Annotated in this window: 14 protein-coding genes and 2 pseudogenes; 14 read left to right on the top strand and 2 right to left on the bottom strand. The window is 71.5% G+C overall.

The genetic code is table 11. From position 1 onward, the window contains the following. A pseudogene (locus EES42_RS00925) lies at positions 1–726 on the top strand (RHS repeat-associated core domain-containing protein); the annotation flags it as partial. Beyond that, the gene (locus tag EES42_RS00920; protein WP_124716184.1) at positions 705–1,451 is read left to right on the top strand and encodes an Imm1 family immunity protein; all 747 of its coding nucleotides are present in this window, start codon (positions 705–707) and stop codon (positions 1,449–1,451) included. The pseudogene EES42_RS00925 and the gene EES42_RS00920, both read left to right, overlap by 22 nt. A gap of 639 nt (positions 1,452–2,090) precedes the next feature. Here the strand turns inward: EES42_RS00920 and EES42_RS00915 are convergent. After that, entirely contained in the window at positions 2,091–3,317 is a 1,227-nt protein-coding gene (locus EES42_RS00915; protein ID WP_124716183.1) for a glycoside hydrolase family 64 protein, read from the bottom strand. Between the two features lie 117 nt (positions 3,318–3,434). Between EES42_RS00915 and EES42_RS45910 the strand changes: the two are divergent. Both EES42_RS45910 and EES42_RS00905 read left to right on the top strand, forming a co-directional pair. Then, positions 3,435–3,697 (top strand): annotated as a pseudogene (locus EES42_RS45910) (hypothetical protein); the annotation flags it as partial. Further along, positions 3,628–4,500 carry an MBL fold metallo-hydrolase gene (locus EES42_RS00905; protein WP_124716182.1) on the top strand — a complete coding sequence of 291 codons (873 nt, stop codon included), beginning with the start codon at positions 3,628–3,630 and terminating at the stop codon, positions 4,498–4,500. The pseudogene EES42_RS45910 and the gene EES42_RS00905, both read left to right, overlap by 70 nt. Positions 4,501–4,506: 6 nt before the next feature. Here EES42_RS00905 and sigJ read toward each other — a convergent pair whose 3' ends face one another. Then, on the bottom strand, positions 4,507–5,421 hold the full coding sequence (gene sigJ, locus EES42_RS00900; protein ID WP_124716181.1) for an RNA polymerase sigma factor SigJ: 915 nt from the start codon (positions 5,419–5,421) through the stop codon (positions 4,507–4,509). 111 nt (positions 5,422–5,532) lie between these two features. On the opposite strand from sigJ, the gene EES42_RS00895 reads away from it, so the two are divergent. The 10 genes from EES42_RS00895 to EES42_RS00850 form a co-directional block, all read left to right on the top strand. Further along, complete coding sequence (locus tag EES42_RS00895; RefSeq protein ID WP_241196185.1) at positions 5,533–6,000, top strand: hypothetical protein; 468 nt, start codon at positions 5,533–5,535, stop codon at positions 5,998–6,000. Positions 6,001–6,144: 144 nt separating this feature from the next. Continuing rightward, positions 6,145–7,698 carry an SDR family oxidoreductase gene (locus EES42_RS00890; RefSeq protein ID WP_124716180.1) on the top strand — a complete coding sequence of 518 codons (1,554 nt, stop codon included), beginning with the start codon at positions 6,145–6,147 and terminating at the stop codon, positions 7,696–7,698. Positions 7,699–7,756: 58 nt separating this feature from the next. After that, positions 7,757–9,130, top strand: a complete 1,374-nt coding sequence (locus EES42_RS00885; protein ID WP_124716179.1) for a cryptochrome/photolyase family protein — start codon at positions 7,757–7,759, stop codon at positions 9,128–9,130. 184 nt (positions 9,131–9,314) lie between these two features. Beyond that, entirely contained in the window at positions 9,315–13,187 is a 3,873-nt protein-coding gene (locus EES42_RS00880) for an endo-alpha-N-acetylgalactosaminidase family protein (RefSeq protein WP_124716178.1), read from the top strand. A gap of 161 nt (positions 13,188–13,348) precedes the next feature. After that, a complete protein-coding gene (locus EES42_RS00875; RefSeq protein ID WP_164495139.1) occupies positions 13,349–14,731 on the top strand; it encodes a S1 family peptidase in 1,383 nt (460 codons plus the stop codon). Further along, positions 14,728–17,073 carry a serine/threonine protein kinase gene (locus EES42_RS00870; RefSeq protein WP_124716177.1) on the top strand — a complete coding sequence of 782 codons (2,346 nt, stop codon included), beginning with the start codon at positions 14,728–14,730 and terminating at the stop codon, positions 17,071–17,073. The genes EES42_RS00875 and EES42_RS00870 overlap by 4 nt, the downstream gene beginning before the upstream one ends. Further along, on the top strand, positions 17,073–18,482 hold the full coding sequence (locus EES42_RS00865) for a vWA domain-containing protein (protein WP_124717329.1): 1,410 nt from the start codon (positions 17,073–17,075) through the stop codon (positions 18,480–18,482). Before EES42_RS00870 ends, EES42_RS00865 begins: the two co-directional genes overlap by 1 nt. Next, positions 18,479–19,486 carry a hypothetical protein gene (locus tag EES42_RS00860; RefSeq protein ID WP_241196184.1) on the top strand — a complete coding sequence of 336 codons (1,008 nt, stop codon included), beginning with the start codon at positions 18,479–18,481 and terminating at the stop codon, positions 19,484–19,486. Before EES42_RS00865 ends, EES42_RS00860 begins: the two co-directional genes overlap by 4 nt. Beyond that, a complete protein-coding gene (locus EES42_RS00855) occupies positions 19,483–20,718 on the top strand; it encodes a type 2 periplasmic-binding domain-containing protein (RefSeq protein WP_124716176.1) in 1,236 nt (411 codons plus the stop codon). Before EES42_RS00860 ends, EES42_RS00855 begins: the two co-directional genes overlap by 4 nt. 153 nt (positions 20,719–20,871) lie before the next feature. Beyond that, on the top strand, positions 20,872–21,280 hold a 409-nt coding region (locus EES42_RS00850; protein WP_277426092.1), incomplete at its 3' end, for a carboxyl transferase domain-containing protein.

The following is a 21,280-nucleotide window of genomic DNA, read 5'->3' as shown; positions in this document are numbered from 1 at the left end:
AGGCCGCTCTACGGCTACGACGAGATCGGCCGCAAGACCGATCTGTGGCAGGCATCGAAGACGGATGCAGACAAGATCGCCCACTGGAGTTACGACACGCTCCTCAAGGGCAAGCCCACCGCTTCGACCCGCTATGTCGGCGGCACCGCCGGCAAGGCCTACACCAAGCAGGTCACGGCCTATGACACCCTTGGCCGCGCCATCAGCAGTGAAGTCGTGCCGCCCAGCGACGACCCGCTGGTTACCTCCGGGGCGGTGCAGTCCACGCTCACGTTCGGCGCGGACTACTTCGTCGACGGCAGTCTCAGTAACACCAAGGATCCAGGAGCCGGCGGACTTCCCAAGGAGATCGTCGGAATCAGGTACAACTCCGTCGGCCTGCCCACCGAACTCGCCGGCACGAACACCTACCTCGCGGGCGTCTCCTACTCCGCCCTCGGCCAGACCGAACAGCTCACCCTCGGTGCAGGTGCCAAGAACGCCTACATCACCAACAAGTACGAGGCAGGCACGGGCCGTCTCACCCGCAGCCACGTCACGGACCAGACCCACCCGTACATGCTGCAGGACCTCAACTTCACCCAGGACGACGCGGGCAACGGTGAAGTCTCTGAAGGACGTGGTCAAGTTAAATCCCTTCAGGAACGTCCGGACTTGGTGTTGCCGCTGACGGACAGATCTACGCCGTCCAAAGCGGAATCAAGGTGCTCGACAAGGAGTTGCTAAAAATCGCCAATGAGAGACTCAGAGAGGCAGGGATCACTAGGGGTGTGTCAACCTCGGCCCGTGCTAGCGATGCTGAACAGAAATTTGCTGCCATCATGATTCGGGATGACATGAAAAAGGCCGAGTTCATCATCGACAACCTTCAGGCCCATGCAGGCAGCCGATGGGTTGTGATCAAGTACTCAACACCATGCTGGGCAAAGAGAACTAACAGTACACTGGCCGAACGGGCAAGGTGGCTAAAGCTCGTGAACGTACGGAAATGGCCATGCAGGGATGGGTGGAAAGTGACGCATGACAGGGTTCAGGCGTACTATCGCGAACAGCATGCAGACGAACCGTTGGTAGTTCGAACCCCTGAAGACGTCGACGCGCTGATCGACGCTCTCGCTAACGGCCCTGAGTTCGAGAACTTGGCTGTTCTGCACAGCTCGGAGCGTGAGCTTCTGCCATCAGGATTTCCTGATCATGAGTTCATGGTTGGCGCCGACGGGGAGCGGCAGGTAGGCGTTCTGAGCTTCATGGACGAGAAGAACTTTGTCTCACTCGGATCTTCGGGAAGTGGCGGAGCGGAGGTTTCCTACTTTGTGGTTGAGAATCCAACCGAGTTTCCCGCCACCGCAGAAATTCCCCTTGCTCTGGTGCGTCAGGCTGCTAAGGAATTCCTTTCTTCCGGAGGGAGACGCCCGATGTGCGTTCAATGGCAGGAGCCGGAAGTCTGGTAATTGTCAATTTGCCCCAGCACTCAGCGAAGCAGGGCTGCGCGACGGCCTGACCTCAGGCTTTCACCTGCTGGATAGATCGCCGGTGAAAGCCTGAGGGCGGCGAGGTGCCTATGATGCCTTTCGTTGTCCTTTCGGCTTCTACGAAAAGGTCAGCTCGCCTCGGTGGTCATTGCTCGCGGAGACAACAGCTGGGATGGGCGTGAGCTGGGTCAGCTGGGTGGAGATCAAGCGAATCGAATGGGACGAAGAGTATCCTTTTCCCGACGCTTTTATCCGCAGCTTGTCCGGCGGCTTTGCCGCCCTCCCCAGGAGTTCATCGATCTCTGCGGGCAGCCGGTCGCATCGCAGTACGAGCCAGTGGGCACTTCCCCGAAGGATGTTTCGTGTCGAGCGCCTTGGCCGTCGCGATGCCGTGCCCGGCCAGCAGTGGGGCCCATCTGGTCCGTCATGGTCACCCTGGCCGACCTCCACGGGAGCGACGATGTCAGGCTGACCGTCAGGTTCGACGACTGGTGTCACGCAGCCCGGACTCAGGGTGGACGAGTCGGACCAATGACGTGGACTGTCTGCCCGCCCACGCCGCTGGCGTCTCGGTGTGGACGGGCGACCTGCATGGGCGTGACCACCTGTGCGCCCGGCTCAGGCCCCCACGGTCACCGTGAAGAGGCGCGGGTTGCCGTCGTTGGCGGCGCCCGAGACGTCGGGTTCGCCGTCGGGGCGGACGTCGTCGTAGGGGAAGGCGTAGCCGATCGGGGTGTTGGCGTGGACGACGCGGGACCAGTGGTTGGTGGCCGGGTCCTGGTAGTAGTCGGCGGTCGAGGTACCGTTCGGCTGGTCGGGGTGGGTGAGCATCAGGGAGCGGTTGAAGCCGGAGGCCAGGCGGGCCAGGAGGGCCTTCTTGTCGTCCGGGTCGCCCGGGTTGTTGGCGAACGGGCCGTGGTTGCAGGTGAAGACGTCCTTGGAGACGGGCTTGGTGAAGGTGTGCCCGCCCTCGAAGGTCAGGAGGTCGCCACTGACCCGGCCGGTGCGTGCTCCCCGGCCGCCCTGGAGGTCGATGCGCAGGTCGGTGGAGCGGTACTTCTCCCAGACCCGGTCGATGTACGACGTGAACACGTCCCGGAACGGCATCTCGTCCGGGCGGTCGAAGAACGGCGCCATCAGGTTCTGCGGCGAGATCACCCGCAGTACGTTGCCGTCCGCGCCGCGGATCACCAGCTTGTCCCACGGCTGGCCGTCGGCGGCGGCCTGGGCGGTGAGGCCGTCCGCGATCCGCTGCACCGCGCCGTCCGGGAGCGGCGCCACGGTGTGCGTCGCGTCGCCGGCCAGGGTCAGGCCGATCGGCAGTGCGGTGACCAGGTCGACGTAGCTGATGTTCGCGTACAGCTGTTGCGGGTTGAAGGTGAACTCGCAGAAGGACCACGTACGGCCGTAGTTGGCGTCGGTGGACGTCGCGAACGCCGGCTCGACCAGGGCGGGGCCGGGGTTGAGATAGAACGTGAGCGTGTCGTCGCGTACGAAGTAGACGCGGGCGCCGTACATCTGGGGGAGTGTCAGGACCACCGGAACGCCGCCCGCCGCGTTCAGGGGGATGGCGCAGTCGACCGGTAGCGGGGTCTGCGGGGCGGCGGGGGAGTCGGGGTGGTAGACGCTGCCGTCGGCCCGCAGCAGGACCCAGCGGTCGGTGCCCTGCTCATGGCCGGTGACATAGGCGTTGACCTTGCCCGGCAACGAGCGGTTCTCCAGGGCGAGTTCACAGGTTGCGGGGGCGGCGGAGGCGCTCGGGCTGAGGGCGCTGCCCCAGGCCGGGTAGGTGAGGGCGGTCGCGGTGGCGGCGGCGCCCGTCAGGAACAGTCTGCGCGAAATCACGAGAGGACTCCCGAGGTGTGTGGGGGGTCAACCACTCTCGTGAGGGCCGCATCCGGCGTCAAGACTTATGACTGAGAGCGCTCTCAGAAACGGGAAGTCTTCACAACTCGACAGACCGAAAGGGGGCCGGGGCTGCGGCTGGTGGCGGCGCTCGCCGACAAGTGGGGGTGGGGGAGCGGCACCCGGGAAAGGTGGTGTGGTGCGAGTTCGGGGTGCCGGTGCGGTCTACCGATTCCGGCGGCACATGGGCTATCCCTGGAACTGCGGCCCTCGACGGGGTCGTTTCCCGTGGAGAAGAAGGAGCCCTGCCGTGGACGGCTGGTACGTGGACGACCGCTGCACCAACTGCGACGTCGCCCGACAGTTCGCGCCCGAGCTGATCATCGAGGAGAGCGGGACGTCGCGGATCCTGCGGCAGCCGGACGACGAGGCGGAGAACCGGCGCTTACACGCCGCCGTCTTCGCCTGCCACACCCGCTCGATCCGGCCGGCGTCCGGACAGCCGGACCCGGCGCTCGACCCGTTCCCGATGGCGCTGGACGACGGTGTGCTGGTGTGCGGGCACAACTCCACGCACACCGCCGGTGCCAACTCCTATCTGCTCCGGCGGCCGTCCGGCACGGTCATGATGATCGACACCCCGCGCTGGAGCCCCGGACTCGCCGAGCGGTACGTGTCGGCCACCGGGCCCGTCACCGACGTACTGCTCACCCACCGCGACCACGTCGCGCACGGGCGCCGCTACGCCGACCACTTCGGTGCCAGGCTGTGGATCCACGAGGGCGACCTCGACGCGGTCCCGGACGCGGACCAGGTGATCCGGGGGCTCGATCCGGTGGAGATCGGCGAGGGCGTCACCGCTCATCCGCTGCCCGGTCACACCCGGGGCAGCGTGCTCTACCTGGCGGACGACCGGTACTGCTTCAGCGGCGACAGCTTCTACTGGTCGCGTACGACCGAGGACCTCGAAGTCGCGGAGAGCGTGACCTGGTACTCCATCGAGGAGCTGGCCGCCTCGCTGGCGCGGACGGCGGGGAAGCTGCGGTTCGAATGGGTGCTGCCGGGGCACGGCGACCGGCGCCGGCTGGACGTCGACGAGATGTCCCGGCGGCTGGAGGCGCTGGCGGAACGTACGGGGCTTCTGCGGCCCCGGCCGATCGATTTCACGGCTCTGCGCTGGTGAGGACGTTCACTCGCCCGGCGTCCACAGGCGCAGCTTCTCCGGGTTGCGGACCACCCAGATCCGGGTGGCGCGGCCGTCGGAGGCGTCGAACGCGGCCACGGTGACGGTGACGCCCGCGTGCTGGGCGACCAGGCCGGGCGCACCTGCCACCGTACGTTCCAGGAGCCGCAGCCCGGGCGCCCTGTCGGCGATCGCGATCATGTACTGGGCGATGCGCGCGCCGCCCTCGACCGGGCGCAGCACGGTGCCGACCAGGCCGCCGCCGTCGGCGGTCATCACGGCGTCGGGGTCCAGGATGCCGACGAGAGCCGTGATGTCCTTGGCCTCCCACGCCTCCTTCACGTGCCGCACCACCTCGGCCTGTGCCGCCGCCGCGCCCACCGGGGCGCGCTCGGCGCGTACCCGCCGCCGGGCCGAACTCGCCAGCTCCCGGCAGGCGCCCGGGGTACGGCCGACGATCCCGGCGATCTCCGGGAAGGAGTAACGGAACACGTCGTGCAGCACGAAGGCGACCCGCTCGGCGGGCGTCATCGATTCCAGGACGACGAGGAAGGCCATGGTCACCGACTCGTCCAGAGTGATCCGGTCGGCCGGGTCGGCGGCGTCGCCGCCTCCGCCGGCCCACTCCCCGCGGTCGGGCAGCGGCTCGGGCAGCCAGGCGCCGACATAGCGTTCGCGCCGGGCCCGTGCCGAGCCGAGCACGTCCAGACAGATGCGCCCGGTCACCGTCGTCAGCCAGGCACCGGGAGAGACGACGGCCTCCCGTTGGCTCCGCGGCCGCGCGTACCAGCGGGCGTACGCCTCCTGCACGGCGTCCTCGGCCTCGGCCAGCGTGCCGAGCAACCGGTAGGCGATGTTGATCAGTTGACGCCGTTCACCGGCGACCTCCGCCACGCCCCACTCCGGTGCGACCCCGGCCATGACCACTTCCCCCCGGCCCGCCGCTCTCGCCTTGCATTTCGCGGTGCTGCTTCGTCGGGCTGGTGAGACCTTATCGATCCACTGCTTCCGGGCGGACAAGGGGACGGCATCATGGCCACGCGGACGACCACCACGACGACGACAGCGACAACGACGACAGCGGCGACGGCGGCCTCGGCACCGCGCGGTGCCCGGTTCCTGCGGGTGGCGGTCGCGTTGCAGACCCTGACGATCTTCCTCCAGGCGGTCAGCGCCGGGGTGCTGCTGTCCTCGTCGCACGGTGAACTGCTGCACGGCGTCGGGGCGCGCGTGATGTACGGGGCCTCGATGCTGTACCTGCTCGCCGCCGTGCTGGCCTGGCGGCCGGGCGGCGGCTCGCCCCGGCCCATCGCGTACGCGTCCGGCTTCCTCGTCCTCGCCTCGGCGCAGGTGGTGCTCGGCATCGCGCACGTCCCGTCGGTCCATGTCCCGCTGGGCGTCCTGATGTTCGGCCTGAGCGTGCTGGTGCTGGCCCGCCAGAACACCGGAGCGGCAGACGGCCGGGGCCTGTCCGGCGGATCGGGGCCGGAAAGGAGCTAGCACCCCTTCCGCGGCGATCAGCCGTCCGGCATTGCGGTCCATGACGTGCGAGTCCGTCCGCCGTGCCGGGCGCGGTCCCACCAGGGAGGCCATGATCGGGGCGAGACATGGGGGCGGTCGGAGCGAGCACCTGGAGGAACGATCGTGGGCACGAACGAGCGGAGGGACACGGCAGGGCTGCACTGCCTGGTCACCGGGGCGTCCGGGTACATCGGCGGGCGTCTCGTCCCGGAACTGCTGCGGGCGGGCCACCGGGTGCGCTGTCTGGCCCGCACCCCCCGCAAACTCCGTGACCATCCCTGGGCGGGTGACGTCGAGACGGTACAGGGCGACGTGACGGACACGGACTCGGTCGCCGCGGCCATGCGCGGCATCGACGTCGCGTACTACCTGGTGCACGCCCTCGGAACCGGCTCCGCGTTCGAGGACACCGACCGGCGTGCGGCCCGGGTCTTCGCCGAACAGGCGCACGCCGCCGGCGTGCGGCGGATCGTCTACCTGGGCGGGCTCACCCCACCGAATGTGCCCGAGAAGTCGCTCTCCCCGCATCTGCGCTCCCGGGCCGAGGTCGGACGGATCTTCCTCGACGCACCGGTGCCCGCCACCGTGCTGCGCGCGGCGGTCGTCATCGGCTCGGGGTCGGCCTCGTTCGAGATGCTGCGCTATCTGACCGAGCGGCTGCCGGTCATGGTCACCCCCAGCTGGGTGCACACCCGCACCCAGCCCATCGGGGTACGCGATGTCCTGCGCTATCTCGTCGGCTCGGCCACCATGCCGGACGACGTCGACCGGGCGTTCGACATCGGCGGGCCCGATGTCCTCACGTACCGGGAGATGATGTGCCGTTACGCCGTCGTCGCCGGACTGCCCAGGCGACTCATCGTGCCGGTTCCGGTGCTCACGCCGAGGCTGTCCAGCCACTGGGTCGGCCTGGTCACCCCGGTGCCCGCCGCCCTGGCCCGCCCGTTGACGGAGTCGCTGCGTCACGAGGTCGTCTGCCAGGAGCACGACATCGCCCGGTACGTGCCCGACCCTCCGGGCCTGCCGCTGCCGTTCGACGAGGCACTGGCCCTGGCACTGCGGCGGGTGCGGGAGGCCCAGGTCGCCACCCGCTGGTCGTCCGCCGCCCTGCCGGGGGCGCCCAGCGATCCGTTGCCCACGGACCCGGACTGGGCCGGAGGCAGCCTCTACCAGGACGAACGGCAGCTGTCGGTCGACGCGTCCCGGACGGCGCTGTGGAAGGTGATCGAGGGGATCGGCGGCGACAACGGCTGGTACTCCTTTCCGCTCGCCTGGGCGGTCAGGGGGTGGCTGGACCGTTTCGTCGGCGGCGTCGGGCTCCGCCGCGGACGGCGCGACGCCGAGCACCTGCGGGTCGGGGACTCACTGGACTTCTGGCGGGTCGAGGAGATCGAGCCCGGACGGCTGCTGCGGCTGCGGGCGGAGATGCGGCTGCCGGGCCTGGCATGGCTGGAGATGTATGCCGAGACGGACTCCGAGGGCCGTACCCGCTACCGGCAGCGAGCGTTGTTCCACCCTCGCGGTCTGCTGGGCCACGCCTACTGGTGGTCCGTTTCGCCCTTTCATTCCGTGGTCTTCGGCGGCATGGCCCGTAACATCACCCAGGCCGCCGCCAAGGGCATGAGCGCGCACCGGGGCTCGTCGCACGGCGACCACGCCCGGAGCCCCCGGCGATGAGCCGGCCGGCAGGGCCCGGCGCCGATCGGCACCACCTCATGACACCAGGAGTGACGCCATGACCGTCGCGGTCGTCCTGTTCACCTCGGACCTGCGGCTGCACGACCATCCCCCGCTGCGCGCCGCACTCGCGGCGGCGGACGAGGTGGTGCCGCTGTTCGTACGCGATCCGGGTGTGCACGCGGCCGGCTTCGACGCGCCCAACCGCAACGCCTTCCTCTCGGAGTGCCTGACCGACCTCGACGCCTCGCTGCGCCGACGCGGCGGCCGGCTGGTGGTGCGCACGGGGCCGGTCGTCCGGGAGGTCCGTTCGCTCGCCGCGGAGTGCCGTGCCGCCGAGGTGCACATGTCCGCCGGCGTCACCGGATTCGCCCAGCGCCGGGAGGAGCGGCTGCGTGACGCCCTCGCCGGCCACGACGTGGCGCTGCGCGTGCACGACGGTGTGGTCAACGCCGTCGGCGCGGGGACGGTCACCCCGGCCGGCTCCGACCACTACGCCGTGTTCACCCCCTACTTCCGCCGCTGGTCGCAGGAGCGGCTGAGGAATCCCTGCCCGGCGCCACGCACCGTGCGCGTCCCGGACTCGGTGCGCGGCGAACCGCTGCCGTCCCGTGACGGGCTGTCAGGTGTCTCTCCCGGTCTTCCGGCCGGAGGGGAGACGCGGGGGCGGGAGCGGTTCGCCCGATGGGCGCGCAGGGATCTGTCCGGGTACGAGGACCGCCACGACGACCTGGCGGGCGACGCGACCTCGCGGCTGTCCCCGTATCTGCACTTCGGGGCGCTCTCGCCGGTGGAACTCGTCCAGCGGGCCCGCACGCACGGCGGCCCCGGGGCCGACGCGTTCGTGCGCCAGTTGTGCTGGCGCGACTTCCACCACCAGGTACTGGCGGCACGCCCGGCGGCGTCCGTCCAGGACTACCGCACGCGGCACGACCGGTGGCGGACCGAGGACGAGGCGGCCGAGGACATCGCCGCCTGGCGCGAGGGCCGCACCGGATATCCGGTCGTCGACGCGGCGATGCGCCAACTCCGGTACGAGGGCTGGATGCACAACCGGGCGCGCCTGCTGGCGGCCGGCTTCCTGGCCAAGACCCTCTACGTGGACTGGCGGATCGGCGCCCGGCACTTCCTCGGCCTTCTCGTGGACGGCGACATCGTCAACAACCAGCTCAACTGGCAGTGGGTCGCCGGAACCGGCACCGACACCCGTCCCAACCGGGTGCTCAACCCGGTCGTCCAGGGCAAACGCTTCGACCCGCAGGGAGCGTACGTACGCCGATGGGTGCCGGAACTGCGGGACGTGGCGAACAACCGCATCCATGAACCGTGGCGGCTGCCCGAGCGCGAACGGGCACACCTGGACTACCCGGAGCCGCTGGTCGACCTCGCGGACGGCCTGGCACGGTTCAGGCACGCCCGCGGCCTGGACTGAGCCGCCCGGGGCGTCGCCGGACAACGGGTTCCGGGGCCTTCCCGGCGGAGCGGCCGTCCGGCTGCCGTACCCGGCAGGTCACTTGCCGTCCACTTGGACTTACGCGACGCGGTTGTTGGACTGGAGCGCTCCGAGTCGTCGCAGGTCGTTGACGGTGTCCGGTCACGGGGACTACTCAGAGCACATGTCGCGAAGATTCACTTCGGCGGGCGCTGTCGCCGCCGCCTCAGCCGCCGTCCTGGCACTGGTGGGGACCGCGCTCCCCGCCACTGCCGCCGCTCCCTCGCCCGCCGCGGTCGGGCCGTCCGTACCCGCGGGCGCCACCGTCATCGGGTCCGCGCAGCTCTCCGTCGCCGTCGCCGACGACTTCCCGCGCGTTCTCGCGTACACCGACCGGGCCACCGGCAGCCGACTGTTCGGCAGCACCCAACCGGTCACCGCAGTGACCCTCAACGGCACCGCGCACCCGGTGAAGCTCAAGGGCGCCCCCGTGGTCACCGCCTCGGCCGCCCGCTACACGCTGACCTTCACCGACCTGCCCGGCATCGAGATCGACGCCTCGCTCTCCGTCTCCGGACGCGCCACCACCTTCAAGGTGACGGCGGTCCGCGACACCGAGGCGTTCCGCGTCGGCACCATCGACATCCCGGGCCACGACCTGGTCTCCGTCGGCTCCGCGGACACCGGCGGGGCCACCGCCTTCACCCGGCTGGACAACGACTCGACGAAGACCGCCGACGTCTTCGCGAAGGTCACCGCGGACACCGCCGCAGACAAGGCGCCGGTCGGTGCCTCGTACGCGATCGTCAACACCGGTTCGCTCGCCGCGGCCGTGGAGTCCAACTCCTCGTACGACAAGCCGTCCGGCGCCACCGGCGGCGACGACGCCCGGTTCTGGCACCAGGCCCGCAAGGACGACGACGGCGGCGTCCGGGTCGGCGTCTGGTCCGGCCAGTGGACCTACCGGGGCGACGGGGCACCGAAGCCGGAGAGCGGGAGCAACCTCCCCTGGGCGAAGGTCGTCGTCACCCCCGACGCCAACGGCGACAAGGCGGTCGACTGGCAGGACGGCGCAGTCGCGTTCCGCACCATCGGGGTCCGGGCGCCCGGCAGCAAGGACACCCCGGACCGGGTCGTCACCCACATCCCGTTCAACTTCGCCAGCCAGGCCACCCACCCCTTCCTGCGCACCCTCGACGACGTCAAGCGGATCTCCCTGGCCACCGACGGCCTCGGGCAGATGGCGCTCCTCAAGGGGTACGCCTCCGAGGGCCACGACTCCGCCCACCCCGACTACGGCGGCGACTACAACAAGCGGGCCGGCGGGCTGAAGGACCTCAACGAGCTCCTGAAGGACGGCAAGAAGTGGGGCGCCACCTTCGGCGTCCACGTCAACGCCACCGAGGCGTACCCGGAGGCCAAGGCCTTCGACGAGAAGCTCGTCGACAAGACCAAGCCGGGCTGGAACTGGCTGGGCCAGAGCTACTACATCGACCAGCGCCGCGACATCAACAGCGGTGACCTGGCCAAGCGCTTCCAGCAGCTGCGCGACGAGACGGACCCCAATCTCAGCCTGCTCTACATCGACGTCTACTACTCGCACGGCTGGATCGCGGACAAGACCCTGCGGTCCGTGCAGCAGCAGGGCTGGAACGTCGCCACCGAGTGGGCCGACAAGTTCGAGCGCGGCTCGCTCTGGTCGCACTGGGCCAATGACCTCGACTACGGCGGCGCCACCAACAAGGGCCTCAACTCGAAGATCATCCGGTTCATCCGCAACGGCGAGAAGGACGTCTGGAACAACGACCCGGTCCTCGGCCAGACCGCCATCGAGGAGTTCGAGGGCTGGACCGGCGAGACCGACTGGAACGCCTTCTACGACAACATCTGGCAGCGCAACCTGCCCGCCAAGTACCTCCAGCAGCAGCAGATCACCCGCTGGGACGGCAACGACATCACCCTCACCGGCGGTGTCCGCGGCACGGTCGAGGACGGCAGGCGGACGTTCTACGACCACGGCCGCAAGGTCCTCAGCGGCACCGACTACCTGCTGCCGTGGGACGGCGGGAAGAAGCTCTACCACTACAGCAAGTCCGGCGGTACGAGCAGCTGGGCGGTGCCCTCGAACGGCGCGTACACCGTCTACGAGCTCACCGACAACGGACGGGTCGAGACCGGCACCGTCAAGCCGTCCGGCGGGAAGATCACGCTGACCGCCAAGGCCGGCACGCCGTACGTCCTCTACCCGAAGCAGGCCCCGAAGGCCGCCGACCCCAAGTGGGGCGAGGGCACCCCGGTCGACGACCCGGGCTTCAACGACAAGGGGCTGACCGCCTGGTCGAAGACCGGTACGGTCGCCCGCGAGACCGACGCGGGCGGCCTCAACGCCGCCCGGCTCTCCGGTAGCGGCACGGCGGCGATCTCGCAGCGCATCGACGGACTGCGGCCCGGACAGCGCTACACCGCGTCCGCGCTCATCGAGGTCCAGCCCGGAAGGACCCGGCACACCACGCTCTCGGCCGGCGGGACGTCCGTGGCCGTGGACCGCTCCACCGCCAAGGACCAGGTCGCCGCCTCCGAGCGGCACGGCACGTACTTCCAGCGGGCCAAGGTGAACTTCACCGCCCCCGCGAACGGCCGCACCACCCTGCGCGTCGAGGCGGCCGGAGGCAGCACCGCGAGCGTCCGGGCCGATGACGTACGCATCGTCGCGGGCGCCCCGGCGACGAAGAAGAACACCGTCTCCTACGAGGACTTCGAGGCCGTCGACCAGGGCTGGGGCCCCTTCCTCAAGGGCGACGCGGGCGGCTCCACCGACCCCCGCACCGTCATCTCCCAGCTGCACGCCCCGTACACCCAGGCCGGCTGGAACGGAAAGCTGATCGACGACGTGATCGGCGGCAAGGAGTCCCTCAAGTCCCACGAAGAGAACTCCGGACTCGTCTACCGCACCGCCCCGTGGACCGTGCCGATGACCGACGGGCACCGCTACAAGGTCGAGTACGACTACCAGTCCAGCCACGCGGGCGCCTACGAGTGGGTCGACGGCTACGACCGGATCACCGCCGACGGCAAGCCCGACTCGGTCGAGACCCGGACCACCGCCATCGGACAGCAGCGCACCACCGGCCACTTCGCCGAGACCGTCACCGCGGGCTGCGGCGACACCTGGACCGGGCTGCGCAAGCGCGACGACGCCCCCGACGGCGCCGACTTCGTGCTCGACTCCTTCACCGTGACCGACCTCGGCCCGGCCCCCGACTCCGAGCAGGCCGCCTGCGGCACCCTCGGCGTCGAACCGGCCGCCGAGACCCTGGAGCCGGGCACCGCCAACACCGTCAAGGTCTCGTTCACCAACTACGAGGCGACGGCGGCGACCGGTGTCGCACTGGGCCTCACCGTCCCCGAGGGCTGGCAGTCCGAGCCCACCGGCGCCGTCTCCTTCGACTCGGTCCCGGCGGGCACCGAGGTCACCGGCAGCTGGCGGGTCACCCCTCCGGTGGACGCCAAGTACCAGACGTACGGCCTGAGTTCCCAGGCGAAGTACACGGTCGGCGGCGCACAGCGCACGCTCGGCGCGCAGACCTCCGTACGGACCCTGCCGCCGCCGCCCACCACCGACAGCTGGGCCAGCGACCTGGACTGGACGGCCTCCGAGAACGGCTGGGGCCCGGTCGAGAAGGACCTCTCCAACGGAGAGACCGGGACCGGCGACGGCTCCCCGCTGACCGTCGGAGGCACCGTCTACACCAAGGGCCTCGGCAGCCACGCACCGGCGAAGGTCCGCTACTACCTGGGCGGGAAGTGCACCTCGTTCACCGCCCAGGTCGGTGTGGACGACGTGCAGAAGAGCGCCGGAAGCGTGCAGTTCTCCGTCACGGCCGACGGCGCAGAGAAGGTGAAGTCGCCCGTGCTGAAGGCGGCCGACAGCGCCTGGTCGCTGACGGCGGACGTCACCGGAGCCAAGTACGTCGAGCTGGTCGTCGGTGACGGCGGCGACGGCAACGGCAACGACCACGCGGACTGGGGTGACGCCCGCTTCCACTGCGGCGGCTGACACGACGCGACGCGATGCGGGACGGGTGAGCCCGAGGGCCGGCCCGTCCCGCATCGCGCGTGCGGCGGGGCCCCGCTCCGCGATGCCGGATGGACATTGAGTGACCGGAGTGTGTCCGAGGACTGGGATCCGCCCCCGCCACGCGCGTATTCTCTTGCGGCATGGGGGAGTTGAGGGCGGACTGGCGGCTGCGGCTGCGGCGGGGCGCCGCGGACGGGCCGGTCTGCGGTGCCGGTGTGCTGCTCACCCAGGACCGGGCACTCACCTGTGCGCACGTGGTGGGGGAGGCGGACGCCCGGGTGTGGGTGGAGTTCGCCGAGAACCCCGCCATCGCCCCGGTCGGGGCACGGGTGGCCGAGGGCGGCTGGCTGCCCGGTCTCGGCGCCACCCGCGAGGACATCGCCGTACTCGCCCTGGACAGCCCGCGCCCGCACGCCACCCCCGCGACGCTCGACCGGAGCCTGGAGCGCGGCCGTGAGGTGTGGATCGGCGGGTACGCGCGCTCCTTCGCCGACGGGATGTGGCTGACCGGGCGGATCAGCGGGGCGCACGGCGCCTGGATTCAGCTCGACGCCGGACGCAACGAGCAGGTGGTGAAACCGGGGTTCAGCGGAGCCGCCGTGCAGGTGCGCGGCGGGGCGGCCGGATCGCCCGAGCGGGTCGTCGGGATGGTGGTCAGCTGGCGCGGCGACCTCGATCTGGCGCTGCCCGCCGACAACGACCTGGCGTTCTCGTACATGATCCCGGTCGACCGGATCGCCGAACTCGTCCCGCTGGTCTCCGAGTTGAGCGGGCCGGACGGCTGGGACCAGGGGCTGGACCGGCGGCTGCGGCGATGGTTCGCCGGGGGCGAGGAACCCGCGGTGCGCTTCAGCGTCGTACCGCACGGCGGCGGCCGCGACCGCACCCTCAGACACCATCTGCACCGCGCCCACCTCGTCTACCGGGGCGGCCGCACCACCCCTGATCACTTCGTCGCCGAACTGGTGACCCGGCTGCGCCCGCCCCGACACCAGGCCCGCGCCTACCGCGACTGGCTGCTCGCAGGCGGCACCCCGCCTGAACGGCCGACGGGCGGCGCGGCCGGCGGCGCCGGACCCACCCTCGCCGTGATCGGCCTCGACGAGGACCCGCAGCCGCACCGGCTGGTGCCCCTGCTCGCCCGGGTACGGACGCTCGGCTTCCGGCTGCTCGTCGTCGTGCGGGACAGCAGCGGCGACGAAGTGACGGAGGTGGCACGGCAGTTGCTCTTACCGGCCCTCGACGAGCGGGCCGCCGAACTGGTCCGCCGCGTCGAGGACATCGAGAGGGAATGGGCCGGACTGAGCGGCCTGGTGGAATCGGCCTCCCTGGGCCCGCTGCCGCGCACCGAGGCGGCCCGCCACCGGCGGCGGCTGGCGCAACTGCGCACCGTGGACGACCCGCGCGACCGGCTCGACGCCCTGCGCGCCCTGCTGCGTGAACTCCGGGCGGAACTGGAACGGCACGGCCGGGCGGACGTACCCGGACCGCGCGGCGAGCAGGGCCGGACCGGCCGCCGATGAGGATCCCCTGCCCGCACCGCCGGTTCACCGGAGCCCCCTGCGAAGGAGCCGTGCGGCCCACCGGCCACTGCGACACCTGCGGGCGCTCGGAGGACGGCCCGGGACTGCCGCCGCTGCCCGCCTCCCCCGACCTGTGCGGCCCCGGAGGACTGCTGGAACTGCCGCAGCTCGACCCGAGCACCCCCGACCAGCGGCTGGGCGCCGCCGTCACCAGGGCACACGTCCGGATGAGCTGCTCGTCCAAGTCCTGCGCCACCTACTTCGTCGCCCCGTTCACCGCCGCCCCGCCGCCCGAGGAGGGCCACTGCCCCCGATGCGGCGCCCCGTACTCCTACCGCCCCGAACTCGACCGGGACGGGCCGCTGCTCCAGGACCAGTACCGCATCCTCGGGCCCATCGCCCACGGCGGCCAGGGCTGGGTCTACCTCGCCCGCGACACCCACCTCGAAGACCTCGTCGCCGTGAAGGGAATGCTGAACCGGTACGCGGAACGCGGCGCCGTCCAGGCCGCCGAGGAGCGCCGCAGCCTCGTCGCCATCCGGCACGAACGCATCGTCCAGATCCGGGACTTCGTCAGCACCGGCAGCGCCGACGGCACGGTCTCCGGCGGCTACATCGTGATGCAGGACGTCGGCGACCGGACCCTGTCCGCCGTCGTCGAGGCGACCCGGCAGGGCAACTTCGTCCTCGACATCGAGCACGTCATCACCTACGGCTGCCAGATCCTCGAAGCCCTCGCCCACCTGCACGGCATGGGATTCCTGTACGGGGACATGAAACCCTCCAACGTCGTCCACCAGCACGACGGCGTGAAGGTCATCGACCTCGGCGGCGTCCGCAAACAGGGGTCCACCGAACCGCCGCCCGTCATCACCCCCAGGTACGCCGCGCCCGAGATGGTCAGCGGCAGCCCGCTGACCGTCGCCCACGACATCCACACGGTCGGCGCGACCCTGGCCGAACTGGCGGGCTGGGCGGTCGGCGACGACGTGCCCGGCCTCGGCACCAGCTCCTTCCGGCTGGTGGTGGAGCGGGCGACGGACCAGGACCCGGAACGCCGGTTCGCCGACGCCGAGGAGATGGCGGGCCAGCTGCGCGGAGTGCTGCGCGAGATCCGGGCGCTGCGCGGCAAACGGGACCGCACCGAACCCTCCGCCTACTTCACCCCGTCCACCGAACTGCTCGGCGCACGGCTGGGCTCCGTACCCGACTACGCGCACTGGCTGGACCGCACCCCGCACCGCCGCGACCGGACACCCGAAGCACCCGCCCTGGACACCGGGCTCCCCACCCCCACCGAGATCGCCCGGCGGCTGCCGGTGCCCCGGCCCTACCCGGGAGACCCGGAGGCCGCCCGCTTCCTGGTCAGCAGCTACGACCCCGGCCGGCTGCTGGCCCAGCCCGCCGAGGGCGAACGCTCGGTGGAGATCTGCCTGCACAACGCCCGGCTGCTGCTCGGCCGGGAAGGCGGCGAGGCGCTGGCCCGGGCGCGCGAACAGGTGGAGGCCGCGAACGCCATTCCCGGCCCCGGCCCGGTGCGGCAGTGGCGGCTCAGCTGGCACTGGGGACTGGTCGCGCTGCGCAGCGCGGAGGTGCTGGACGACCGGCGCCAGCTGCTGGAGGCCGCCCTGGAGCACTTCGCCGCCGTCCACCGCGCGCTGCCCGGCGAGTACGCCGCGAAGCTGGCCCTGGCCTATGTCGCGGAGCAGCTCGGCCCGGACCGCCCGGCCGGTCCGATCCCGTCGGCGTACGAACTCTTCCGGGCCGTGCACGCCCGCAACCCCTCCCACGTCGGCGCCGCGCTGGGCCTGGCCAGGCTGGCCCTGGAACGCGGCGACCGGGACACCGCGGCCGAGGTCCTGGACCTGGTGCCCGACGAGTCGCGGGACCACACCGTCGCCCGGATCGCCGCGCTGCGCATCCGGGCGGCCCGGCTCGCGGCGGGCGGGCGGCCGCTGCCCGGGACGCGGCGGATCGACGCCGTGCTCGCCGCGGTGCCGCTGCGCGAGGGCGGACCCGGACGGCATCCGGCGTCCGTGGTCACGGGCGACGAATCGGCCCGGCTGCTCCGCACCGAACTGTACGAATGGAAGCTCGACGCGGTCCGGGCCGCGGCCGGCGAACCACCCCCCGACGACCGCTGGTGGCGCCGCGGACTGCCCCCGGCCCCGGTGCCCGGGGAGCGGGCCGTACGGGAGGAACTGGCGCGCTGCTACCGCTGGATGGCCCGGCAGTGCCGGGACACCGCCGACCACGAGAAGCTCATCGACCTCTCGCACGCCGTCCGCCCACAGACCCGCTTCTGGTTCCCGCCCCGACGCCGTACCCCCGGAGGCAGCTGATGGGCCGCACCGCCGCGACGCCCGGACTCGGGATCAACCTCACCGTCCAGGTCGCGAAGAAGCAGCGGCCGGACCAGGACGCCCGGATCGACGCCCATGTGCGGGTCCGGGCGTCCGCCGCCGGGCCCCGCGACCGGGTGCCGGCCGTCGACATCGCGCTGGTCGTCGCGGTGGACGTGACCGCCGAACGCCGTGACGCGGCCGTCGCCGCGCTGGCCGGGACGGTGGGCGCACTGCCCGACGGGCTCTCGTACACCGTGCTGGGCGGCGGCGGGGGGCAGTGCTACCCGCTGCGCGGGCGGTGGGCGCTGGCCGGCCCCGACGACCGGCTCCAGGCCGCGTTCAGCGTCGGCCGGATCGCCGCGTCCGCCGAGGGGCGGGCCCCGGCCGGATACACCACCTGGCTGGCCGCAGCACGCGAGCTCTTCGCCGAACGCGCCCTCCCCGTACGGCACCTGATCCTCGTCACCGACGGCGGCAGCCGGGGCGACGGCGACGACACGGCCCGCCCGGACAGCGCCCTGAGCCTCGAACTCGCCCGCAGCGAAGGCACGTTCACCGCCGACGTCATCGCACCCGGAGCGGGCTGGGACCCGGTCCCGCTGCTCGCCGTCGCGAAACGGCTGCACGGCACCGCCGCCTCCTCGCCCGACGACTTCGCCCCCGCCATGGCGACCGCCCTGGCCCGGCTCCGCAGGGTCCACAGCCCCGAACTCCCCATCGAGGTGACCGTGCGCCCGGCGGTGCGGGAAGTGACGCTGACCGAGACCGCGCCGCACCAGCAGCGGCTGGAGCCGGACCGGTTCCGGGACGAGCCGCACCGGCTGGAGTTCCGCACCCACCAGTGGCAGCCGGAGTCCCGCGACTACCTCCTCACCCTGCGGGCCGACGCGAGCAACGACCCGCTGGGCGTGCCCCTCCAGCTCGCCGAGGTCGCCGTCGGCGGTGCCGTCGAACCGGTCGTGGTCCGCTGGCTGCCGTCGGGCACCGCCGCGGACACCGCACGCATCTCCGGCGCGGCCGGCCGCGACATCCACACCATGAACGTCTCCACCCAGATGCGGACCGCCCTCAACCACGGGTACACCGCCCTCGACCTGGACCGCCGCGAGCGGGCCGAGGCGCAGCTCGGACTCGCCGTCCGGCTCGCCACCGAGATCGCCGCCGACTGGGTGCTGGACGAGGTCCGCAAGGTCGCCCGGATCGTGGACGGCCCGCAGGGACGGGTCAGCGTCGGGCCGGCCGTCGACCCGGGCACCGTCCGTCAGGGGCTGCTGAACATCACCTCCGGGCACCCGGTGGAACTGCCCGGACTCCCGGTGTCCGGCCCGGAGATCCGCTGCCCGGACTGCGACCACCCGGCCGGGCCCGCGGCCGGGTTCTGCATCGACTGCGGGAGGCGGCTGTGAGCCCAGGACCGGCCCGATCGGACCGGAACACCTACCGGTCCCGGACCCGGCGGCTGCTGGAGCGCCACCTGGCCGCGATGCTGGTGGCCGCCCTGGTCTCGATGAGCGCCCTGCTCGTCTCGTACCGCGAGGTCCAGATCTCGGCGGGCGAGCTGCGCACCCGCGGCGCCCCGGCCGTGCAGGGAGTGGCCGCCACCCAGCTCGCCCTGCTGCGCGCCCACAAGGAGGCCAGGGCATCCTTGGACAGCGGCATCGCCGATGTGGTCGGCGCCGGCGCGCGGTACGAGAACCAGCTCGCCGCCGCCGACCAGGGCCTGTCCCGGCTCTCCGACGTACAGATCGACGGTGACCGCGGCCGCGGGGTGCTCGAAACGGTGAACGGGGTGCTCACCTCGTACAGCAGCTCCATCACCCCCGGCGCGGTGAAGTACGTGACGGACCCGCTGATGCAGCGGGAGAAGTTCGCGGAGGCCGAGACACTGCTCACCCGCGAGGGCACCGGGGTGGTGCCGCGGCTGGATGTCCTCCAGGGGCACCAGATGGCCAGGGTCGACACCCTCAGCACGATGAGCCCCGTGCAGTGGTCGGGCTGGGTGGTCGCCGAACTCGGCCTGCTGGCCATGGTCCTGATCACCCTCTCCGCGCTGTGGGTGCTGCGCACCCGCTGCGGACACAGCCTCGACCTCTGCCTGCTGGTCTCGCTGCTGGCCGTCGTCTTCCTGGCGACGGGCCCGCTGATCGCGACGAGCGAGACCCAGGACCGGCTGGGCGCGGCCCGCGACGGTCTGGTCCGGATCGAACAGCAGGCCGGGCACCACGCCGATCTGGCCGGATCCCAGCAGGCCGTCACCGACACGGGGACCAGGGTGCGTGCCGGGCTGGCCGCCCGGGGCTGGCAGAGCGGCATGTACTACGGGGCGCTCACGGCCGCCGCCCTGATCGTGCTGCTGCCCGCCGTCGGCATCGGCCGGCACCTGAACGCCGACTACTGGAGGACCGGATGAGGGTGTCCGCCCGGGCCGTTCTGCTTCTGCTGTGTCTGGCGCTGGCCGCAGCGGGCTGCGGGCTCGCCGCACCCGGCGGCGGCGACGAACAGCCGAGGGTGACGATCCTCGGGCCGTGGACCGACGACCAGGAGAAGCAGTTCAAGGCGGTCCTGGACACCCTGGGCACCCCGTACACCTACCAGGGCACCGCCGCCAGCCGGGAGGTCCTGCTCGCCGCGGTGCAGGCGGGCAACCCGCCCGACATCGCGATCCTGCCGGGCGTCGGGGACCTCGTCGAGTACGCCGCGGAGCGGCGGCTGCACCCGCTGGGCGCGAAGGGCGCCGCCGCGAAGTACGGCAGGCCCTGGCAGCCGGAGGCCAGGGGCATAGAGGCCGACCTGTGGGTGCCGCTCAAGGCCGACCTCAAGAGCATCGTCTGGTACCGCAAGGACCGCCCGCCGCCCGCCCACCCCGCCCCGCTGGCCTCCTGGTGCATCGGCATGGGCGACGACGGAGCCTCGGGCTGGCCGGGCAGCGACTGGATCGAGGACCTGATCCTGCAGACGGCGGGCCCGGTGCTGTACGAGCGATGGGCGACCGGGGCCCTGAAGTGGACGGACGCCCCGGTGGTCAACGCCTGGAGCCTGTGGGCCGGACTGCTGGCCCAGGACCCCGAGGCCGACGGCCGGTCGATGCGCCGCGACCACCGGGGCCGGCCCGGCGGCCACGGACTGCTCTTCGAAGGCGGCTGCGACCTGGAGCACCAGGGCTCCTTCGCCCGCTCCTTCTACGGGGCGCGCAGCGCACAGGCCGCCTTCACGGACTCCGCGCCGCTGCTGCCCTCCGGCCCGACGATCAAGGGCCGCGAGGTGTCCGCCGACTTCGCCGCGCTCTTCAGCGGCTCCGCACCGGCCCGCGACCTGCTCACCCGGCTCACCTCGCGCCCGGCCCAGGAGGAGTGGGGCCGCAGGGCCGGGGTATTCTCGCCGGAATCCGACGTGCCGGCCCGGAAGGGTACGGTCGAGAAGCAGATCAGCGGCCGTCTCACCGACCAGCGGGTGCCGCTCTGTCTGGACGCCTCGGACGTGATGCCCGCCGCCGTGCGGGACGCCTTCTACGAGGCGGTGCTGCTGACCATGGCCCACCCCGGGGCCCCGGTGCGGGACCGGCTGGACGACGTCCAGCGGGTCCAGAACGCCCAACCGGCCCACACCCCGAGGCTGACCGGAGTGTGCAGCAGACCACAGTGAGCCTTTGTCGGACTCGCACAAAGACTGCCCGGTACTGGCTGGTACTTCGCCTGCATGCCCTCCGGATTCTGTCGGGCTCCGCCAGGAAACCGGTCAGGAGACTGTACGGAGTCGACGGCAGGGTTTACTTGCCCGGCTTCGTAGGGTCGGTACATGACCGTTGTGGACGAAACTCCGGGCGAGCCGAGCGACACCCGTGGCCGGGTGGCCGAACTGCTGGCACTGCGCGAGCAGGCCCGTCGCGGACCGAGTGACCGGGCGACCGAGGCGCAGCACGCCAAGGGCAAGCTGACGGCGCGTGAGCGCATCGCGCTGCTCCTGGACGAGGGTTCGTTCCAGGAGGTCGAGCAGCTGCGTCGGCACCGGGCGACGGGGTTCGGCCTGGAGGAGAAGAAGCCGTACACCGACGGCGTCGTCACCGGCTGGGGCACGGTCGACGGCCGCACGGTCTTCGTGTACGCCCACGACTTCCGGATCTTCGGCGGTGCGCTGGGCGAGGCCCACGCCACGAAGATCCACAAGATCATGGACATGGCCATCTCGGCCGGTGCTCCGCTGGTCT

The organism is Streptomyces sp. ADI95-17, from assembly GCF_003846175.1.
GTDB classification, from domain to species: Bacteria; Actinomycetota; Actinomycetes; order Streptomycetales; family Streptomycetaceae; genus Streptomyces; species Streptomyces sanglieri.
Note: the sequence above shows the minus strand (reverse complement) of the source record. Positions and strands in the feature narration are given on the sequence as shown.